Genomic DNA, 20,582 nt, shown 5'->3' with positions numbered 1-20,582 from the left:
TTATTTTAAATTAAAAAAGCTCCAACTTTCGTTAGAGCTTTAAGTGCGGGTAAAAGGACTCGAACCTTCACACCTTGCGGCACCAGATCCTAAGTCTGGCGTGTCTACCAATTTCACCATACCCGCGTATGCATAATTGTGGGTGCAAATATAGGCAAATGCATTAAATATGCAAACACAAACCACATTTATTTTAATAAAAAAACCTCTCAAAAAGAGAGGTTTTTAATATATTGCTAAATAAAATTATTAAGCTTCGAAAGGAATTACAGATACAAATGATTTGTTTTCTCCTTTTTTCTGGAATTTTACAACTCCATCAACTTTAGCATGTAAAGTATGATCTTTACCCATGTAAACGTTTTCACCTGGGTTGTGCTTCGAACCTCTTTGTCTAACAATGATGTTTCCAGCAATAGCAGCTTGACCACCATAAATCTTAACGCCTAAACGTTTCGATTCTGATTCTCTACCATTCTTCGAACTACCGACACCTTTCTTGTGAGCCATGACGTAATATTTTTAAATGTTATTCTTCAGTTTTTGGTTTTTTTGTTGCTTTAGCTTTTGGCTTAACTTCTTCAGTAGCTTCAGTTACTTCAACTTCAACTTCTTTTTTAGCAGCTTTTTTCTTAGCACCAGCAGCAACGATTCCTTCAATTAAAATTTGAGTGAAAGATTGTCTGTGACCGTTTTTCTTTTTGTAACCTTTTCTTCTTTTCTTTTTGAAAACGATTACTTTATCACCTTTTAAGTGTTGTAACACTTTGGCTTCTACTGAAGCACCTTCTACAGCTGGGGCGCCTAAAGTTACTGTTCCGTTTTCATCTAATAAAAGAACTTTATCAAAAGAAACTTTAGTTCCTTCTTCTGAAGCTAAACGGTGAACATAAACCTTTTGGTCTTTGCTTACTTTGAATTGTTGCCCTGCTATCTCTACGATTGCGTACATAACAATGATTTTAGTTAAAAATTTTAAGGTTGCAAATATACAATAATTTATAAACCAAACAACTATACTTATAAATAAAATATCTCAAAACCGAATTTTAATGTTTTTTCAAGTAAAATGTTACTTAAAATTGTAACATTATCCCGAAATTGCGTCTTATTACAATTATATCAAACAAATTAATAACGTATGAAAAAATCTTTAATGGCTTTGGGTACTGCACTAATGCTTGGCGGAACTGCTTCTGCTCAAAAAGTAACATTCGAGGAATTTGATTTAGACAACGGATTACATGTTGTACTTCATCAAGATAATTCTGCACCTGTGGTAATTACATCGGTAATGTACCATGTAGGAGCAAAAGACGAACAACCAAACCGTACTGGTTTTGCTCACTTTTTTGAACACCTTTTATTTGAAGGAACAAAAAACATCGGTAAAGGCGAATGGTTTAAACTAGTTACAGCAAACGGAGGAAACAATAATGCTAATACTACTGACGACAGAACGTATTATTACGAAGTTTTCCCTTCAAACAATCTAGAATTAGCTATTTGGATGGAATCAGAACGATTAATGCATCCAGTAATTGACCAAAAAGGTGTTGACACACAAAACGAAGTAGTTAAAGAAGAAAAAAGATTACGTGTTGACAATCAACCTTATGGAAATCTAATCAAAGCAGTTAAAGAAAACATGTTTAAAGTACATCCATACAAATGGACAACCATTGGAGAAATGGAACATTTAGACGCTGCTACTTTAGAGGAATTCTTAGCGTTTAATAAAAAATTCTATGTGCCTAACAATGCGGTTTTAGTAATTGCAGGTCAATTTGACAAAGCGCAAGCAAAAGAATGGGTGAAAAAATATTTTAGCGCTATTCCAAAAGGAGCACCAGTAACAAGAACTAAAGTAGAAGAAGCGCCTATTACAAAAGAATTTAAAGCAACTTGGCAAGATCCAAACATTCAAATTCCAATGGTGGTAGCTTCTTACAGAACGCCATCTATGAAAACTCGTGATGCTAGAGTATTAGATATGATTTCTTCTTACCTTTCTGATGGTAAAAGTTCGAAATTATACAAGAAAATTGTAGACGATAAAAAAATGGCTTTACAAATTGGAGCTTTTAACTACAGTCAGGAAGATTACGGAATGTATTTAATCTATGGTTTACCAATGGGACAAAATACAACAGAATCTCTTGTAAAAGAAATTGATGAGGAAATCGCAAAAATGCAAAACGAATTAATTTCTGAAAAAGATTTCCAAAAACTTCAAAATAAATTCGAAAGCAACTATGTAAGTAACAATGCTTCTGTTGAAGGAATTGCAGATAATTTAGCTACTTACTATATGTTATATGGTGATATCAACTTAATCAATACTGAAATTGATATTTATCGTTCTATCACAAGAGAAGAAATTAGAGATGTTGCAAAAAAATATCTAAACTCAAACCAAAGAATGATTTTAGATTATGTTCCTGCTAAAGACAAAGCTCAAAACTAAGATTTGAAGAATATGAAAAAATTTATATACATAGCAGCCAGTTTATTTTTAACAATAACTATGCAAGCACAAGACAGACCACAACCAAAAGCAGGACCAGCTCCTACAATTAACATTAACAAGCCTCAGAGTTTTGTTCTTAAAAACGGTTTGAAAGTTTTAGTTGTGGAAAATCACAAATTACCACGTGTTTCTTTCAATCTAACATTGGATAACCCGCCTTATGCAGAAGGAAACAAAAAAGGCGTTTCTGATATCTTAAGTGGAATGCTAGGTAATGGAACAGAGACTGTTACTAAAGACGCATATAATGAAGAAATCGACTTCTTAGGAGCGGACATTAACTTTTATGCTTCTGGAGCTTCGGCAAATGGACTTTCTAGATATTCAAAAAGAATTTTAGAATTAATGGCAGATGGTGCATTAAACCCATTATTTGACCAAAAAGAATTCGAAAAAGAAAAAGAAAAAATCATCGAAGGTTTAAAATCAGATGAAAAAAGCGTTACCGCTATTGCTCGTAGAGTAGAAAACGTATTAACGTTTGGAAAAGAACACTACAAAGGAGAATTCACTAGTGAAGAAACTTTAAAAAATGTAACATTAGACGACGTTGTTATGAATTATAACACGTATTTCGTTCCAGCAAATGCTTATTTAGTAATTGTAGGAGATGTTAACTTTAAAGAAGTTAAAAAAGAAGTAGAAAGACTTTTTGGAACTTGGAAAAAAGCTACTGCTCCGCAACTATCTTACACTTCTCCAAAAGACGTTCAATACAGCCAAATCAACTTTATTGATACTCCAAATGCAGTACAATCTGAAATCGCTCTAGTAAACTTGTCAAACTTAAAAATGACAGATAAAGAATATTTTTCAGTTTTATTAGCTAACCAAATTTTAGGTGGTGGAGGTGAAGGAAGATTATTCCTAAACTTACGTGAAAAACACGGTTGGACATACGGTGCTTACTCTTCAATTGGAGCTGGAAAATACATCAACAAATTCCGTTCAAGTGCTTCAGTAAGAAATACAGTTACGGATAGTGCGGTTGTAGAATTTTTCAATGAGTTAAAAAGAATCAAAACAGAATTAGTTTCTGAAGAAGATTTAAGAAATGCAAAAGCAAAATACGTTGGTAACTTCGTAATGCAAATTGAAAAACCATCAACTATTGCTGGTTACGCTTTAAACAAAGAAACTCAAGGTTTACCAGAAGATTTCTACGAAAACTACATTAAAAACATCAATGCAGTTACTGCAGAAGATATCAAAAATGCTGCTAACAAATATTTCTTATCTGATAAAACAAGAGTCGTTATCGTAGGAAAAGCAGCAGATGTTTTACCTGGTTTAGAAACAATGAGCAAAAGAGAAAAATTACCAATTTTCTATTTTGACAAATATGGTAATCCAACAGAAAAACCAGAAGTTAAAAAGCCAATTCCCGCAGGTGTTACAGCTCAAACGGTTTTAAACAACTACATCAATGCTATTGGTGGCGAGAAAGCAGTTAAAAACGTAAAAACGTTAGCAGTAATGTCAGCAGGAACTGTTCAAGGGACACCTTTAGAATTAGTAGTAAAAACAGCTCCTAAAAAATTAGGCGTTGAAATGAAGGCTATGGGAATGGTAATGATGAAACAAGTGGTTAACGAAAAAGAAGCTTACATGGTACAACAAGGTCAAAGAAAAGATTTCAAAGACCAAGATTTGAAAGACATGCAAGATATGGCAGGTAACTTTAAAGAATTATCTTTATTAACAGATAAAGATGTTACTTTAACAGGTATTGAAAATATTAATGGTACAGATGCTTATACTATCAAAAATGGAAAATCTACTTATTTCTATGATGTAAAAACTGGATTTAAAATTGCTGAATCTAAAGAATTAGAGCAAGGTGGTCAAAAAATGATTCAGACTACTTACTACCAAGATTACAAAGACGTAAAAGGATTGAAATTTCCGTATAAAACCATCATGAATGTTGGTATCGAAATCGAATTAATTACAACTGAAGTTAAAATTAACGAAGGTGTAACTGATGCTGATTTCAAATAATAAACAAAACATGAAATTCAGAAAGCGCTCAAGAAATTGGGCGCTTTTTTTTATTTCTTACTCGAAAAATAAACACCAATCAAAACAATTAAAGCGCCTAACAATTGAATTACAGAAAGCGTTTCATTCATAAATAAATAGCCCAAAACAAAAGCAACCACAGGAATAATATAAGTTACCGAAGAAGCAAAAACAGGTGATGACAATTGAATTAACTTAAAGAATAAAATATTCGAAAAACCAGTTCCTACAATCCCTAAAATAGCAATAAAGCCTAATGAGGTTTGCACTTTTGTTTCATGAATAATATCAAAAAAACCTGTAAAGTATAAAACAATTAAAGCTGGAAAAAACATAATCAAAAAGTTTCCCGTGCTAATCGTCAATGGTTTTAAATCGGATAAATATTTTTTAATTAAGTTGACATTTACCCCGTAAAAAATTGAGGCAATTACAATTAAGATTGCGTAATAATAATTTTCGGTAGTGTTTTCTCCGTCACCAAATAAAACAAGCAAAGCACAACCAATAAAACCTATAATTACTCCAAAAACTTGGCTACGTTGCACACTCATTCCAAAAAAGAGCAATCCAGCTAAAAGAGTATTCAAAGGTGTTAATGAATTCAATATCGAACTGATGGAACCATCAATTTTTGAAAGTGCAAAAGCAAATAAAAACGCTGGAATAAACGTACCGCATAAAGCAGTTAGTGCAATAAATTTCCATTTGTGTAGTGGAATTTGAGGAATTTGTTTGAATCCAACAACAATCAAAAACATAGCTGCAAAAAGAATTCGCAAACTTCCTAATTGCACCGAATTCACCCCTTTTAATCCCAATTGCATTAAGATGAAGGAACTTCCCCAAACACAGCCTAAAAAGCCTAATAAATACCATTTTGTCGAATTGTTTTCCATAGCACTAAATTGTTCGTCAAAATTCAGGCTTTATTTTTAAAATAGCACTATGAATTTTTGTAATTTTGCAATGTCTTTATTGTGAGATAAATAATTTAACATTCACAGATATGAAAAATTTAAAAAATATTGGTTTAGCACTTTTAATAACGCTTTCATTAGCAAGTTGCAAACAAGAAAACAAAGAAGTTGCAGTTGAAGAAACGAAAAAAGAAGCCGTTTCTGAAGCTGATTTAGCTAAAATGCAAACTGCAAGTTTTACTATCGACGGAATGACGTGTGCTATGGGTTGTGCTAAAACTATCGAAAACAAATTAGCAGAACAAGAAGGTGTTGGACAGGCGGTTGTGGATTTCGATACTAAAATTGCAACTGTAAAATTCGACGCTGAAAAACAATCATTAGAATCCTTAACCAAAACCATTGAAGGTGTTGCTGGTGGTGATTCTTACAAAGTTACGGAATCGAAAAAAATGTAATAAAAAAAGCCCTGATAATCTCAGGGCTTTTTTTTATTGTTTCCATTCTAATGTTTCCATTATCCTACGCATATCTTCTTTTAGATATTGAGCGGCCGGTAAAATAGAATCAAAATTAGGTTTTGCATAAAAATAAACACTTCCTACAATAAAGTTTTTCGTGCTATCGGTGGCGTAAAATTGAGCATTTGTTGCGGCATTGCCTCCTACTTCATAAAACATTCCATACACCTTTTTCTTTCCATTTATAAAAGGTTGCTCGGTAATATCGTCTGCCTTTACCACGTGGTCGTAAGTAAGTTTTTGAGCATCTCGCAATAGTTTATCAATATCGTTGTTTACTGATTTGTGAGTCAAATAAATCGTGGCTTTCATCTTTGGATAATTGATTTCAAAAGCACATGATTTATCTTTAATCAAGGCTAAATTGTTTTTCTCAAAAGTAAAAGAACAATTCGATTCTAATTTAGAGTATTTCGCTTTCGGATATTCCAAACTCAATTGTCCTTTAGGTTTTGGCAACGTTTCATCTCCACAAGAAATCAAACTTAAAAACAATCCCAAACAACTTAATTTTACTATATTTTGTATCATAATTACAATAACGTAACTTTTATTTGTTTTATTCTTCTCTTATCTACATTTTCGATGGTAAAAATAAGATTATGAAACGTTATTTTTTGTCTTTTCTTTGGAAAATTTCCAGAAATCTCAAGTAAGAATCCTGCTAAAGTTTCAGCTTCCCCTTTTTTACTTTCAAATTCATTTTCATCCACTTCAATAATTCGATAAAAATCTTTCAAACTAATTTTACCTTCAAAAAGGAAATTTTTATCATCAATTTGAGAATAAATCAAATCTTCATCATCAAATTCATCACTAATATCGCCAACAATTTCTTCCAAGACATCTTCTAATGAAATAATTCCCGAAGTTCCGCCATATTCGTCCACCACAACTGCTAAGTGACTTTTCATGCCTTGAAAATCTTTCAATAAATCGTCTAGCTTTTTATTTTCTGGAACGAAGAAAGGTTGACGCAATAATTTGATCCAATCAAAATCTTCATTATCGATGTATGGAATTAAATCTTTAATAAATAAGATTCCTTCAATTTGGTCGATATTTTCTTTGTAAACTGGAATTCGAGAATAGCCTTTTTCGACAATTTTCGGCATTACTTGTGAGAAAGTTTCTTCAATATTCAAAGCAAAAACATCAATTCTCGGACTCATTACTTGACGCACTTCGGTGTTTCCGAAAGTTACAATTCCTTCCAATATTTTTTGCTCACCATCAGTAGTGTCTGTTTGCGATGTTAATTCTAGTGCTTGTGAAAGTTGGTCAACCGAAAAATTTCCTTTTTGAACATTCAATTTCTTCTCGATAAAAAGAATTCCGTTTCGCATTGGTACACTGATTGGAGATAAAATATTATTCATAATCGAAATCGGAATTGCAACTTTTTTAGCAAAATCCATATTGTTCCGATTGGCGTAAATTTTTGGCAAAACTTCTCCAAATAGCAAAATGAAAAACGTAACTACCACCACTTCTAAAATAAAACGCACTATAGTTGACTCAATTCCGTTGAATAAACGTCCGCTAAAAGAGGAGAAAATGATAACAATGGCAATATTTACAAAATTATTAGCTACTAAAATGGTTGCTAATAACTTTTTAGGTTTTTCTAATAATCTTGAAATAAGCGTTCCGCTGTTGTAATCTTTGTTTGAAATATCGTCAATATCCTTTTGAGACAAAGAAAAAAGTGCCACTTCTGAACCCGAAATAAAGGCAGAACAAGCAAGCAATATCACAATTGCGATTATTCCAAAAAGGAATTCAAAGTCTATCGAATGGAGAAAACTGGCAGGATCAGGATCCAAATTAATTCAATTTAGTTAAACATTATAATCATCTGGTGCGCTACCTGTTGGCAAAGAAGACTTACTTAAATCGGTATCTTTTTTGGTAGTTAAGAATGTAAATTCGGTCACCTGAATTTCAGTAGTATATTTTGTAGCACCATCTTCTGCTTGCCATTGACGCGATTTGATTCTGCCTTCAATGTAAATTTTATCACCTTTAGAAAGGTATTTTTCGCAAATTTCGGCTGCTTTATTTCGAACAACAATGTTGTGCCATTCTGTAGAAGTAATTTTTTCTCCGGTAGTTTTGTTGATGTATACTTCGTTTGTCGCTAAAGGAAAACGTCCGATACAATTACCACCTTCAAAGTAATGCATTTTAACTTCGTCACCTAAATGACCTATCAAAATAACCTTGTTTAATGTTCCGTTCATGGCTTATATATTTATTAGGGTTAATCAAAAATAGTAATTTAAAGTGAATTACAATAATTTGCAACAATAAAATTGTGAATTACTATTGGAAAAGGAAGTTTTTCAATTTCCGTAATTGGTTTTGAATCAGGTAATTTTGAAGCGAAATGCACTTCAAAAAAGCGAATATTCAAATGTTGGTGTGACAACTTATGCAGTTTAACATCGTTGTGAAGTGATATAACTTCAATAGGTTGCAAATTGAAGAATTCCATTTTAGAAACTTGTTCGATAATTTCATTTACTGATAATTGCGACTCGGTTTCAAGAACAGGGAATTCGTATAAGTTTTCCCAAATCCCTTTTCCTTCGCGCTTTTGAACGATAAAATTAGAATCGGAATCTTTTATAATTAAATAATTAAGGTAACGAGGAGTTACTTTTGTTTTCTTGGTTTTAACTGGAAGTTCATTTACTTTTTTATGTTGTAATCCTGCACAACTCGAATTTAAAACACAAACTTCACAATTTGGATTTTTCGGCACACATTGCAACGCACCAAATTCCATAATTGCTTGATTAAACAAGGCAGGATTCTTTTTATCTAAAAGTTCCTGTGCTAATAATTGGAATTCTGTTTTGGTTTTGGGAAATGAAATATCACTTTCTACATTAAAGTATCGACTCAAAACTCGGAACACATTACCATCTAAGACTGCAACTGGTTCTTCAAATGAAAAAGAAGCGATGGCGGCAGCGGTATATTCACCTACTCCTTTTAATTTTAGTAAGCCTTTATAATTAGATGGGAATTCACCATTTATTTCATAAGCAATATGTTTTGCAGTGGCATGAAGGTTTCTGGCTCTAGAATAATAGCCTAAACCTTGCCATAATTTTAGCACTTGTTCTTCATCGGCATTCGCCAGGTCAAAAACGGTTGGAAAAGCTTCGGTAAAAGACAAAAAATAAGGCAAACCTTGCGCTACTCGCGTTTGTTGAAGCATGATTTCTGAGAGCCAAATGTGGTACGGATTAGTCGTATTTCGCCAAGGTAAGTCACGCTTATTTTGTAAATACCATTGAATTAAAGAGTTAGAAAATTCCATGTTTTTATATTGGGACAACAAAAATAAATCTTTAGTAATTAAAATTTAATCAATTAAGGTTGAATTATTGTTTTTTTAATTCTTATATTTGCAAACTCAAAAAAATACACAAAATATAAATACGAAAGAAAATGACGAAAGCAGATATCGTAGCGAAAATTTCAGAAAAATTAGGACTTGAAAAAGGAGATGTTCAAGCAACAGTTGAGACTTTTATGGAAGAAGTGAAAAACTCGTTAGAAACTGGTGACAATGTTTATTTAAGAGGTTTTGGAAGTTTTATTATTAAAACAAGAGCTGAAAAAACAGGAAGAAACATTTCTAAAAATACTACAATTAAAATTCCTGCACACAACATTCCAGCATTCAAACCTGCTAAAGTGTTTATTGAAAGCGTTAAAGAAAAAACAGAAGTTACAGTATAAAAACTATTTATTAATCTAAACACCAACATGTTATGCCAAGTGGTAAAAAAAGAAAAAGACATAAGGTAGCAACTCACAAACGTAAGAAAAGAGCGAGAGCAAACCGTCATAAAAAGAAAAAGTAGTTTAAAACTACTTTTTCTTTTTTAGAGAAAAGTTCATTGAAATGAATCGATTTTTAAATTGATTCCCAGGTACAACTGCCTGTAAAAAATGTTTAATCCATCTGTTCGCTCTGGCGAATGGATAAAAATGTACTGCATGAACAAAGAGTTAATTATTAGATCTGGTTCAGACGCTGTAGATTTTGCCTTATTAAAAGATGGAAAACTAATAGAATTACACAAAGAAGAAGAAAAGCAAAGCAATTTTGCGGTTGGCGATATTTTTATTGCTAAAATCCGTAAACCTGTGGCTGGTTTAAATGCCGCTTTTGTGAATTTAGGTCATGAAAAAGATGCTTTTTTGCATTATCACGACTTAGGTCCCAACTTACCTTCTTTGATGAAATTTATTAAACTTGTAAGCGCAGGTAAATTAAAAGATTATTCACTCAAAAATTTTCCTTTTGAAGCTGAAATTGATAAAGATGGTGCTATAACCGACATTCTAAGCGCCAATCAATCAGTTTTAGTTCAGGTAGTGAAAGAGCCTATTTCGACTAAAGGTCCTAGAATTAGTTCTGAGATTTCGTTAGCCGGAAGATATGTGGTTTTAGTTCCTTTTTCAGATCGCGTTTCTGTTTCGCAAAAAATAGAATCGAGAGAAGAAAAAGACCGATTAAAACGCTTGGTTCAATCTATCAAACCAAAAGGATTCGGTGTTATTGTGCGAACAGTAGCCGAAGGCAAAAAAGTAGCCGAACTAGACAAAGATCTACAAACATTGATGGACCGCTGGTCTGCTATGTGTAGAAGATTACAAACGGCTCATCATCCATCAAAAGTATTAGGAGAACTGAATAAAGCGTCTTCTATCTTACGAGATGTATTTAATGATACCTTCACAGGTATTCATGTAGATGATGAAGATTTGTATCTTGAAACGAAGGAGTATTTGCAAGAGATAGCTCCGGATAAAGTGTCAATCGTAAAACACTATCAGTCTAAGGAACTGCCTCTTTTTGAAAAATATAATATTGAGCGACAAATAAAAACGTCTTTTGGAAAAACAGTTTCCATGAGCAAAGGTGCTTATTTAATAATTGAACACACAGAAGCTCTACACGTTATCGACGTGAACAGTGGAAATCGTTCAGCAAAAGCATCAAGCCAAGAAGATACTGCTCTAGAAGTAAACATGATTGCTGCAGCCGAAATTGCGCGTCAATTACGACTTAGAGACATGGGCGGAATTATTGTGGTGGATTTCATTGATATGCAAAATCCAGAAAATCGCAAAGTATTGTACGATTTCTTAAGAGAAGAAATGAGTGACGATAAGGCCAAGCATAAAATCTTGCCTCCTAGTAAATTTGGATTAATTCAAATTACTAGACAAAGAGTTAGACCAGAAGTTAACATTAAAACAAGAGAAGAAGACCCAAATAACGAAAATGGGGAAATTGAAGCTCCAATTTTAATTGTTGACAAAATTACGTCTGATCTTGAACGCATTATTAAAGACCATAAAAAGGTTGTTTTAAACGCACACCCTTTTGTGGCAGCATACCTTACTAAAGGTTTTCCATCCTTACGTTCGAAATGGTTTTTCGAGCATAAGAAATGGGTGAAGATTATACCTCGTGACGCTTACACGTATCTTGAATATCATTTCTTTGACAAAGAAGGAAATGAAATTAAATAAAAACAAAAAACCGCCTTTCGAAAGATTGGCGGTTTTTTTGTACCTGAAGTCCACTGGACTTCCTCCTCTTAATATCAAATCTCGTGACGCTTACACGTATCTAGAATATCACTTCCTTGACAAAGAAGGAAATGAAATTAAATAAAAACTAAACCGCTTTTCGAAAGATTGGCGGTTTTTTTGTTTTTATTCACTTTCAAATTGTACTTTTCGCCTGATTTCATTACCAAATTCATCTACTACAGTAATAACATGAAATCCAGTTGTAGCAAAAATAGGTTTCTCATGAAAGGTTTTTGTAGTTCCTACATATTTATCATCTAAATACCAAAACAACTCAGCATTAGAATTAGAATGTGCAACTTTGATAATCGCTGGCTGTAGTTTACTTTCAAAATCCTTAGTTAATATGATTTTAGTATTTGCTTTGGGATAAATAAAATCCATACGTTTGTCTTGTAAGGCATCGACACAATCACTTCTGAAAGGTGGTAAATTTTGATAGTTTACATTCTTACTTTTATAATACCATTCCATAACCGGTGGCAAAACAAACCAAGATTTAGCTACCATTTCATCAACACTTTCGCAAGTACTATTGACTCTAAATTGCTGGTTTTTATCTAAATGAATAATTTTATGATACGGACAATTGTCTGTTTTTTTAGCTGTTTTTGGAATCCATTGTTTTATTTTCAGGCAATGGTCTTGTGCTAGATAACCCGAAAGCTCACAAACTTCAACAGGATCTAAATCGTTATACGGCATTTCAAACCATTTCGATTTTGGTAACAACCTAAAAACATCAAATAAAATCGGAGCTGCACTATCAACTCCTGTTAATAATGGTCTTCCTTCACCTGTGGCATTTCCAACCCAAATTCCCACCACGTAATCTTTGGTAACACCAATTGCCCAAGCATCTCTACTTCCAAAACTTGTTCCTGTTTTCCATGCGATTTCTAATGAAGAATCGTAGAATTTCCAAGCTTCATCGCCTTCTGGTCGGTTGACTTCTTTCATTGCATTAAAGGTTTGCCAAATAGCGCCTGCGCCAAAAATGTTTTTCTGAGGTGAACTACTTCCGAAATTAGGTTGAGAATTGGCATCGTAATTCAAATTTAGCATTTCATTCTTACGATATTTATCATCGTTTTGGTTGAAATACGTTAGCGTAGAAGACATATAAGCATAGGCTTTACACAAATCCCATAAATTCGATTCCGCACCTCCTAAAATCAATGACAAACCGTAATTTGAAGGCTGACGATTAACATTTCGCAATTTCAATTGCTGTAATTTTTCATAAAACTGATTCACCGAATAATCTTGCAACATCAAAACCGATGGAATGTTCAACGAACGCGCCAAAGCTCTACTCGCAGGAACAGCACCATCATAAGTCAAATTAAAATTCTGAGGTGAATATCCTGAAATCTGCGTAGGAACATCGGGAACCAAAGTTTGTGGTAAAATATAGCCATCATTCAACATGGCAGCGTACAAATACGGTTTTAAAATACTTCCTGTACTTCTTGGTGCTTCAATAATATCGACATCTTTTTGATGTTCTTTGTCGGTTGGACTGTTTCCAACATACGTGATTACATTGCGAGTTTTTACATCCACTACTAAAACCGAAATATTATAGACTTGATTTTGTTTGTAATAGTTATAATATTGTTTTACGATTTCGTTGGTGTGTTCTTGCAAATCCAATTGAATGGTGGTTTTTATTTTTTCTGCTGGATGTTCTTTCGCTACTTTTTGAACCAAATGAGGCGCGATTTGTGGCACATCAAACGGTTTTTGAGGCAAACTTTCTTGCAATGATAATTCGTAAGTTGCTTTATCAATGACTTTATCATTGTACAATTTCTTTAGTAATCGATTACGTTTTGCTAATAATCGCTCCTGATTTTTTCCGGGATAAATTAAACTTGGCGCATTGGGTAAAACCGCTAAAGTAGCTGCTTCCGCCCATGATAATTGATGGGGTTGCAATCCGAAATATTTCCAAGACGCCATTTCCAAACCTACCACATTGCTTCCAAAAGGCGCATGCGCACAATACAATTCTAGAATTTTATCTTTCGAATGACGAAATTCTAAACGCGTTGCGAGAATCATTTCAATTGCTTTTTCAAAATAGGAGCGCGATTTTCCTTTTCGGTGCAAACGAATCACTTGTTGGGTTAAAGTACTTCCGCCACGAACCACACGATTTGCTTTTCGATTTTGCTTAAAAGCATGATACATGGAAATTGGGTTAAACCCAAAATGCTTGTAAAAATGTTGGTCTTCAAAAGCAACAATACATTTTTGAAATTTATGAGGCACACTATCACTTTCGGGAAAACGCCATTGCCCATCAGAAGCAATTTTAGCCCCTAAAAGTTGCCCATCTTGACTTTCAATTACAGTGGAATAGTTGTTTTCAAAAAGTTGTCTTGGGAGTGAAAAATAGTAAACAACCAAAAGCAACAACAAGACAATTGATTTTATCTTATTGTTTTTCACTTTTAGTTTAATGAAATTATAGAATTTTTGGAATCGATTTTTCACTTTAATTATTTTCAAAAAAGTTATCATAAAATTGATTCAAATTTTTACCTCGAAACGATTTTTTATACACAAACTGAACCGAATCTTTCTCCAAAGTCAAATTTTCTGAATACTTGATATAGTAATCATCATGTTTCATGTCGGCAATTTTTAAACCAACTTCTACTTCTTTAAATGGAATAAGTTTTTGATTTTTCCAATAATAAATGGTTTTAGTATTGGGCATATACCAGCTTCCGCCGTATTCGACATCAATTCTACTTACTTGAGGTTTAAATTCGTACATACTAGAAAAAAAGCCACCACCAGCTATAAATTTATTGTCTTCTTTTAAAAAACTGTAAAAATTGTTCCAATAATTGCCGTTCATATTGGGATAACCAGTTGACTGAATTTCTCTCACTCCATCATTGTTTACATCTACAATTTCAAAGGAAAAAACCTCGCTCGAATCGAATTTGGAAACCAAAACCCATTCTTGATCTTTAAGAATATAAAACAAAACATTAGGTTGCATCTTATCATCGAAAGTATTCGGATAAACAATTGCAAATAGCTCACTATTATCTTTCAGTTTGGTAAAGGCAACTATTTGTCCATTGGCTGTGTCGTAAAACTCTTTAATTCCTAACGCATAAACCAAGCTATCTTGATAATCAATTTTGATATTGACGTTCGCATTTAAAACACTATCAATATCTAAAACTATTTCTTTTTCAGTTTCTTGAATTTTCTGATAAGTTATAGTGTCAGTATTTACAACAAAAGTCGTGTCACTAATTGAATCACTTTCACTTTTAGATAAATTTGATTTATTGCTTTTACAACTTGTAACTGTTAACAGTAAAAGCATTCCGATTTTAAGAGCTATTTTCATTTGGTAAGAATTACTACTTCATTGCATTTACACAATGAAGTAGTTTGGTAATTTATTTCACGATTTGCACCCATTGTCCTTTGGCTCTTGCCAAATAATTATTGTCGTACATCGCTTCACATTGCACTCCAGGGAAATAATATTTTCCTAAATAAGTTGCATTTAACAACATGGTAAACGGTTTGGTTTCACCCGCTCTGATTCCGAAATAGAATTGTGTTCTATCATCGCGAATATCAATGTAATCGGCTTTGTTTTCGGCATAACTTCCAAAATCGGTATAACGTGAATTCATAATTTCAAATCCAGAAGGAACAATTTGCGAAAGCGCTACATTCTCTAATGTTTCATCCGATTGATTTCTAATAGTTACTTGCGCGACGATTTCGGTTCCTTGTTTTACAGAACTTAAATTTAGTACTGTTCCTTTTCTATCTTTATAAACTACCGAAGTTGAGAAGTTTTTCTGAATTTCTTTTTCTTGTCCAACAGGTAAAATGCCACTATTTAAGACACGAACATAAAGTGTTCCGCTATTTTTATTTTGAATTGTTACCGAATTAGAACCGTGTTTCGCCACTAAATTTCTATCTACAAATGCTTTTTTAGAGCTAATGGTTTCAGATTTTCCAGCTACTGAATACGTCATATTCACACCTTTTCCACCATTTTTAAGCGCAAATTTGGACATAGCATACAATCCAAAAGCGGTAGTTTGAGTACTCATGTAACGATTTGACGATAAATCTTTCGCTAATTTGTTTGCCATTTCATACGCTTTCGTTTTATTGTCTAACAAAATGTAAGTTTCTAAAATCATCGCTCGATTTCTTTCTTCCGAACCATAGTAATAATCTGCAAAGCGTTTGTCTTCTTGCGTAGTTGTTGTTCCTATCAAAGATAAAGCTGCTTTCTTTTGACCTGCTAAAGCATAAGCGGCTGCTAATCGCAATTTGGATTCGTTTGAAATTCCGGTAGTTTCTCTTAATCTGTTCATTGAACCCATATCGGCTGAACCTGCTAATGCTAAAGTATATAAACGATACGCTTGCGCAAAATCGTTACGATACTGTGCGTTGAATCGCCATTTTTTTGCTTCGGATTGTTGGAACGAAATCCACTTGTTTTTAAATCCGATTGGTAAAACATAGCCTTTTTTCTCAGCTTCAAGTAAGAAATGTCCTGCATAAGAAGTTGCCCAATCATCCACATAATTATTTCCTTGCCAATAACTTAATCCACCATTTGATAGTTGGAAATTCCCTAATTTTTGAATTCCAGCATTAATATTTCGTTGAATTTCTGCTTTTTTGTTAGCATCAACATCCATAATATCCGCCAAATACAATTGTGGAAAAACCGCCGAAGTCGTTTGCTCCACACATCCATGCGGATACTGAATCAAATAACTCAAACGTCCATTGAAATTGATGGTTGGGAAAGACGAAACTTCTAATCTTGCTTTATTACTTCCTGCTACTCCAAATGTTTTCCAATTGATTGTTTTGGAACCGTTTGCAGGAATTACCATATCTACGTAATCATTCGTAACCGGATTTGGATTCGTAATATCAACTTCTACCCCATAGGTCGATTTTTCTTTTCCTGATGTGGCAATGACTTCTATTTTTCCAATTCCTGTTGCGCTTCCAACTTCTAAATTAAAATAGATTACTTTTTCATCTGGCGAACTGAAACTTACATTTTGAGTTGCATTTCCAATAATTCGTACTCCGTTATTTGTTTTCAATTGCACATTAACGTTTTTCACTTGGCTTTCCATTGCGAAAACGGTTACGGGCAACGTAATTCTTTCGTTTGGAGAAATTTTTCTAGGCACCGAAGCCAATACCATAACTGGTTTTCTCACAAAAGAAGTTTTTTCTACGCTTCCGTAAGCACTAGTTTTAGCATCACCTGCAACAACCATTGTTCGTACTGAACCAACGTAATTTGGCAAGGTAATCGTATGTGATTTGGTTTGCCCTTTTTCCAATTTGAATGGTCCTAAATAAATGACTACTGGTTTAAATCGGTTAGCTTTTTTGGCATTTCCACCTGCTAAATCTTGGTCACCACCAATACTGAAAATTTGATTGATTTTTCCACCATATGCACCAATTACATCATCATAAACATCCCAAGTTTTTACGCCAAGCGCTTGTCTTGAATAGAATTTTTCCCACGCATTTGGTGTTTTAAATCGGGTTAAATCTAATAAACCATCATCTACAATTGCAATAGTATAGGTCATTTCTTTACCTGATTTTTCACTAACTTTCAATGTTGTTTTTTGTTCCGGTTTTAAAACTGAAGGAATTGTTACTTCTGGCTCTAAAACGGTATTTTTATTGATTACTTCCACTGGCAAAATTCCGTACATTCTAATAGGTGTATCGTTTATCGTAGAAGCATGTGGTTTTAACAACGAAATATGGAAATACACATTTGGTGCCATATCACCTGTGATAGGAACTTCAACTTGCGTCTCACCTTTTTTAGTGGTTGCCCAAAGTGTTTTGATGACTTTTGAACCGTTTTCAATTGAAATTAAAGCTCTTCCGCCTTCACTTGATGGAAAAGAAACGATAGCGTTTTCTCCAACATTGTATTTCTCTTTGTTGGTTGTAAATACCAACATATTTGCCGTTTCGCTACTTCCTTGGCGTGATTTTCCAGACCAATATGGCCAATCGATATACGAAGTTAAACTCGTTGCATGACCATCATTCGTATCTTCTACACGAATCAAATATCTTCCCCAATCGGCTTCAGGAATTTTAAATTGAACACTTGCTTTTCCTGAGGCATCAGTTGAAACCACGTAGTTTCTATAAGCGGTTGTTACTTCCGAAGAATTGTATTGTGATAAATCATCACCATCAGAATTCCACCACCAGCGCCATTCGACTTTATACACACGAACTTCTAAATTTTTAACCGATTTTGGTTTACCCAATTCATCTAAAGTCACGATATCATAGCGATTAACTCTATCGGTTTCTAATAAGCCGTATTTATTTGGTTCTGGTGCTTTTATTCCAACGTAAGTTTTATACGGAGAATACGTTGCTGTTGCTACATCTGTACTAAAATCGCCTCCATTTTCAAAGGCTTTTGTTTGAAAAACCATTTTCAGTTTTCCTGGCGCTTGACTAGTGATTTTTGGTTGAATCGCAACTTTAGCTTTCCCTAAATCGTTTACTTTTCCTGAAAAAACGTTTACTTCTTCGGTATAGAATTTACGCACTTCGTCATCAAAATCATATTTCTCATACTTTTTGAAAACAGTTTGTTGTTCTAGAAATTTGGCTTGCATTTCTACTTTCAAGTTTTTCGCAACCGCTCCATGTAACCAAGCTACTTCAACTTCGCCACCGTTTAATCTATTACCAGAAAGTTGTTTATCTGCAAAACTATTTTTGATTTTTAATCGATTTGGTTTAATTGTTTCTATCTTGATGCTTTTGTAAAAATGCACGCCACCAACCGAAATTTTCACTTCCCAATTTCCTGTTGGGTCGTTATCTTTCGTTGCTAATTTGAATTTATAATGATTCCAACCATTATACTTTTGAACCATTTGGTAACGCACTTTTCCTTGCGGATCACTTAATTTAAAAGTAATTGGGTGCGATTTTTCTAATTTACTTTCCACATCATTCAACATGAAAGCCAAATGCAAAGTATCGCCTGGACGCCAAACACCTCGTTCACCATAAATAAAACCTTTTAAACCTTTTTGCAATTCTTCGCCACCGACATCAAAATTACTGACCGATAAAGATTGACCTTCATCTAATTTCACATAAGTTGTGTTTTTGTCTTTGGTAACAATAGCGAAAAAAGCATATTTTTTCAACTCGGTTTTTGCTATTCCTTCGCTATCGGTTGTGATAGTTCCTAAAAGTTGTTGTTGGAAATTATACAATTCAATTTTTGCAGAAGCAACAGGCTCTGTAGAAACAATATTATTTACTGCAAAAACATACGAACCATTTCCGCCACGTTTTGCTATAACGCCTAAATCGGAAGCAATAACATTCGTAAAAATGGTGTTGTTGTAATAGTACGAATCGGTACACGGATCTTCTCTTTCGTACCAATCATAGCCTTCGTAATAGTAATCGTCGTAATAATCCTGATTACTTCTCACTTCATCATCTTGTTCTTCCTCTTCTTCATTACCTTCATCAACGTATGCCGAAGTACATTTGTAAAGCGAATATTTACGTTTATACGATATTTCAACACGATAAATAGCACCAGGATTTGGTGTAATTATTTTAGATAAATCTATCGCATACGCATTCCATTTGCTGGAATTTTGTAATTTGTTCTTATTTAATGCGATGGTTTTCTTAACTATGGGTTGGGCTACTTTTCTTAAATTTCGACTTCCGTTTAATTCATTGTCTTGTAAGAATTGTAGAATATTGTTTTTGTAAATTTGGTACACCTTTACATCAACCGCGCTCAGATTTACCGATTCGAAATTGATTTTTAAGTTGTTTGAACTTGGCAAAATGCTTCCGCTTTTTATGAAACGAACTCCAGGTTTTACTTGCTCGAATGTAACTTTTTCGGAAAAGTTTTGTTTCATCTTATAGCCGTCTTCGCTTTCAATTCCTTGAAAAACTTCTACTAAAAGTTCGCCTTTTAAAGGTTCGTTGAAAAACACTTTTAATAAATTTCCAGCGGTTGCAAATCGTAAATTTACAGCTGATTCGACTTGCACTAAACCAGAAAAATCCTGATCTCTGTTTAATGGGTCAGAAAAGTTTAATAATAAAACTTGATTGTTATCTTTCTCAACTTCGGCCGAAACTATTTTGAAATTATTTTTTCCGGGAATATCGTAAAGCATTTCGCCTTTTTGGTCGATATCAAAAGGCGTTCCATCCCATGAAATTTTGATTTTACTGTCTTCAACTTGTCTTTTGATGCTATCAATTACAAATTTGTATTCTTTTTTATTGCTTAATTCTTTGACAAACTTAACCTTAACCGCTTTATCTTCTTGATTAACAGAAACAAGTTTTTTAGCAGTTTCAAAATCCAAATCATCACTCGACGTGATTACTCCGTTTAAATATTGGTAATCTTTACTATACGATTGCAAATCATTTGTAGTTACCATAAAATCTTGCTTTATGGTTTTAATTGTGAAGTTAAAATCTTTTAATTTATCAGGAACATTAACTAATTCCGACAAATGAAGCGTAACTTGGTATTCTTTATTTTGGTCTAATTTTTTTTCTGGAATAAAAGCGATGGTATTATTTGAAAGCGCTACTACTTTTCCATCAACACTTGGACTAATGGTAAACAGATTTTCATCTAACTCTTCGTTGGCTGTCCATTCTTTTTTATCGAAAGCTAAAACTACTCTAATGTCGCTGTTTGCCGAGACCAATCCCGAACTAAAGTTGAGAATATACGCTTTGAACTGAGAGAAATCAGAATTGAAATCTTTAGCGCTTTTAGAGCACGACAAAGCTACAATCAATACAAATATCAATTGTAAAAAACGAGTTGTTTTCATTTGGAAGGAGATTAGAGAGTTAGTTTGTTTTTGTTCTCAA

The 20,582-nt window shown here is 33.5% G+C and carries 15 protein-coding genes and 1 tRNA gene; 5 read left to right on the top strand and 11 right to left on the bottom strand.

Features of this window, described 5'->3' with window-relative positions:
• Window positions 1-44 precede the first annotated feature (44 nt).
• From IM755_RS04855 to rplU, 3 genes are all read right to left on the bottom strand, one after another.
• A tRNA-Leu gene (locus IM755_RS04855) sits at window positions 45-126 on the bottom strand.
• Between the two features lie 123 nt (window positions 127-249).
• Window positions 250-510, bottom strand: coding sequence for a 50S ribosomal protein L27 (gene rpmA / locus IM755_RS04850; RefSeq protein ID WP_026711141.1), 261 nt, complete (start codon window positions 508-510; stop codon window positions 250-252).
• 19 nt (window positions 511-529) lie between these two features.
• On the bottom strand, window positions 530-952 hold the full coding sequence (gene rplU / locus IM755_RS04845; RefSeq protein ID WP_194094158.1) for a 50S ribosomal protein L21: 423 nt from the start codon (window positions 950-952) through the stop codon (window positions 530-532).
• 189 nt (window positions 953-1,141) lie between these two features.
• Here rplU and IM755_RS04840 point away from each other — a divergent pair, with 189 nt between their 5' ends.
• Together IM755_RS04840 and IM755_RS04835 are read left to right on the top strand one after the other, a co-directional pair.
• Window positions 1,142-2,467: a M16 family metallopeptidase gene (locus tag IM755_RS04840; protein WP_026725347.1), complete on the top strand. Its 1,326-nt coding sequence runs from the start codon at window positions 1,142-1,144 to the stop codon at window positions 2,465-2,467.
• A 12-nt stretch (window positions 2,468-2,479) separates the two neighbouring features.
• Complete coding sequence (locus tag IM755_RS04835) at window positions 2,480-4,531, top strand: M16 family metallopeptidase (RefSeq protein WP_194094156.1); 2,052 nt, start codon at window positions 2,480-2,482, stop codon at window positions 4,529-4,531.
• A 50-nt stretch (window positions 4,532-4,581) separates the two neighbouring features.
• On the opposite strand, the gene IM755_RS04830 is transcribed toward IM755_RS04835, so the two are convergent.
• The gene (locus IM755_RS04830) at window positions 4,582-5,451 is read right to left on the bottom strand and encodes a DMT family transporter (protein WP_194094147.1); all 870 of its coding nucleotides are present in this window, start codon (window positions 5,449-5,451) and stop codon (window positions 4,582-4,584) included.
• 110 nt (window positions 5,452-5,561) lie between these two features.
• Between IM755_RS04830 and IM755_RS04825 the strand changes: the two genes are divergently transcribed.
• The gene (locus IM755_RS04825; protein WP_194094145.1) at window positions 5,562-5,930 is read left to right on the top strand and encodes a heavy-metal-associated domain-containing protein; all 369 of its coding nucleotides are present in this window, start codon (window positions 5,562-5,564) and stop codon (window positions 5,928-5,930) included.
• A 33-nt stretch (window positions 5,931-5,963) separates the two neighbouring features.
• Here IM755_RS04825 and gldD read toward each other — a convergent pair whose 3' ends face one another.
• The 4 genes from gldD to mutY are packed head-to-tail and all read right to left on the bottom strand — an operon-like array spanning window position 5,964 to window position 9,324.
• Window positions 5,964-6,524 carry a gliding motility lipoprotein GldD gene (gldD, locus tag IM755_RS04820; RefSeq protein WP_194094143.1) on the bottom strand — a complete coding sequence of 187 codons (561 nt, stop codon included), beginning with the start codon at window positions 6,522-6,524 and terminating at the stop codon, window positions 5,964-5,966.
• A gap of 2 nt (window positions 6,525-6,526) precedes the next feature.
• Window positions 6,527-7,819, bottom strand: a complete 1,293-nt coding sequence (locus tag IM755_RS04815) for a gliding motility-associated protein GldE (RefSeq protein ID WP_194094141.1) — start codon at window positions 7,817-7,819, stop codon at window positions 6,527-6,529.
• 15 nt (window positions 7,820-7,834) lie between these two features.
• Entirely contained in the window at window positions 7,835-8,236 is a 402-nt protein-coding gene (locus IM755_RS04810; RefSeq protein WP_194094139.1) for a single-stranded DNA-binding protein, read from the bottom strand.
• A 38-nt stretch (window positions 8,237-8,274) separates the two neighbouring features.
• Complete coding sequence (gene mutY, locus IM755_RS04805; RefSeq protein WP_194094136.1) at window positions 8,275-9,324, bottom strand: A/G-specific adenine glycosylase; 1,050 nt, start codon at window positions 9,322-9,324, stop codon at window positions 8,275-8,277.
• Between the two features lie 131 nt (window positions 9,325-9,455).
• Between mutY and IM755_RS04800 the strand changes: the two genes are divergently transcribed.
• Both IM755_RS04800 and IM755_RS04795 read left to right on the top strand, forming a co-directional pair.
• The gene (locus tag IM755_RS04800; protein WP_194094134.1) at window positions 9,456-9,749 is read left to right on the top strand and encodes an HU family DNA-binding protein; all 294 of its coding nucleotides are present in this window, start codon (window positions 9,456-9,458) and stop codon (window positions 9,747-9,749) included.
• A 261-nt stretch (window positions 9,750-10,010) separates the two neighbouring features.
• The gene (locus IM755_RS04795) at window positions 10,011-11,555 is read left to right on the top strand and encodes an Rne/Rng family ribonuclease (protein WP_194094493.1); all 1,545 of its coding nucleotides are present in this window, start codon (window positions 10,011-10,013) and stop codon (window positions 11,553-11,555) included.
• A 186-nt stretch (window positions 11,556-11,741) separates the two neighbouring features.
• On the opposite strand, the gene pbpC is transcribed toward IM755_RS04795, so the two are convergent.
• From pbpC to IM755_RS04780, 3 genes are read right to left on the bottom strand one after another with little or no spacing between them, the layout of a single operon-like run.
• Window positions 11,742-14,147: a penicillin-binding protein 1C gene (pbpC, locus tag IM755_RS04790; RefSeq protein WP_228063892.1), complete on the bottom strand. Its 2,406-nt coding sequence runs from the start codon at window positions 14,145-14,147 to the stop codon at window positions 11,742-11,744.
• On the bottom strand, window positions 14,122-14,997 hold the full coding sequence (locus IM755_RS04785; RefSeq protein ID WP_194094132.1) for a hypothetical protein: 876 nt from the start codon (window positions 14,995-14,997) through the stop codon (window positions 14,122-14,124). Before IM755_RS04785 ends, pbpC begins: the two co-directional genes overlap by 26 nt.
• A 52-nt stretch (window positions 14,998-15,049) precedes the next feature.
• A complete protein-coding gene (locus IM755_RS04780; RefSeq protein WP_194094130.1) occupies window positions 15,050-20,542 on the bottom strand; it encodes an alpha-2-macroglobulin family protein in 5,493 nt (1,830 codons plus the stop codon).
• Between the last annotated feature and the right edge of the window lie 40 nt (window positions 20,543-20,582).

Source organism: Flavobacterium proteolyticum (assembly GCF_015223105.1).
Taxonomy (GTDB): domain Bacteria; phylum Bacteroidota; class Bacteroidia; order Flavobacteriales; family Flavobacteriaceae; genus Flavobacterium; species Flavobacterium proteolyticum.
Note: the sequence above shows the minus strand (reverse complement) of the source record. Positions and strands in the feature narration are given on the sequence as shown.

Bases quoted from the DNA above. Each gene is read 5' to 3' on its own strand.
- rpmA (WP_026711141.1), bottom strand. From the start codon at position 510: ATGGCTCACAAGAAAGGTGTCGGTAGTTCGAAGAATGGTAGAGAATCA.
- rplU (WP_194094158.1), bottom strand. From the start codon at position 952: ATGTACGCAATCGTAGAGATAGCAGGGCAACAATTCAAAGTAAGCAAA.
- IM755_RS04840 (WP_026725347.1), top strand. From the start codon at position 1,142: ATGAAAAAATCTTTAATGGCTTTGGGTACTGCACTAATGCTTGGCGGA.
- IM755_RS04835 (WP_194094156.1), top strand. From the start codon at position 2,480: ATGAAAAAATTTATATACATAGCAGCCAGTTTATTTTTAACAATAACT.
- IM755_RS04830 (WP_194094147.1), bottom strand. From the start codon at position 5,451: ATGGAAAACAATTCGACAAAATGGTATTTATTAGGCTTTTTAGGCTGT.
- IM755_RS04825 (WP_194094145.1), top strand. From the start codon at position 5,562: ATGAAAAATTTAAAAAATATTGGTTTAGCACTTTTAATAACGCTTTCA.
- gldD (WP_194094143.1), bottom strand. From the start codon at position 6,524: ATGATACAAAATATAGTAAAATTAAGTTGTTTGGGATTGTTTTTAAGT.
- IM755_RS04810 (WP_194094139.1), bottom strand. From the start codon at position 8,236: ATGAACGGAACATTAAACAAGGTTATTTTGATAGGTCATTTAGGTGAC.
- mutY (WP_194094136.1), bottom strand. From the start codon at position 9,324: ATGGAATTTTCTAACTCTTTAATTCAATGGTATTTACAAAATAAGCGT.
- IM755_RS04800 (WP_194094134.1), top strand. From the start codon at position 9,456: ATGACGAAAGCAGATATCGTAGCGAAAATTTCAGAAAAATTAGGACTT.
- IM755_RS04795 (WP_194094493.1), top strand. From the start codon at position 10,011: ATGAACAAAGAGTTAATTATTAGATCTGGTTCAGACGCTGTAGATTTT.
- pbpC (WP_228063892.1), bottom strand. From the start codon at position 14,147: ATGATAACTTTTTTGAAAATAATTAAAGTGAAAAATCGATTCCAAAAA.
- IM755_RS04785 (WP_194094132.1), bottom strand. From the start codon at position 14,997: ATGAAAATAGCTCTTAAAATCGGAATGCTTTTACTGTTAACAGTTACA.
- IM755_RS04780 (WP_194094130.1), bottom strand. From the start codon at position 20,542: ATGAAAACAACTCGTTTTTTACAATTGATATTTGTATTGATTGTAGCT.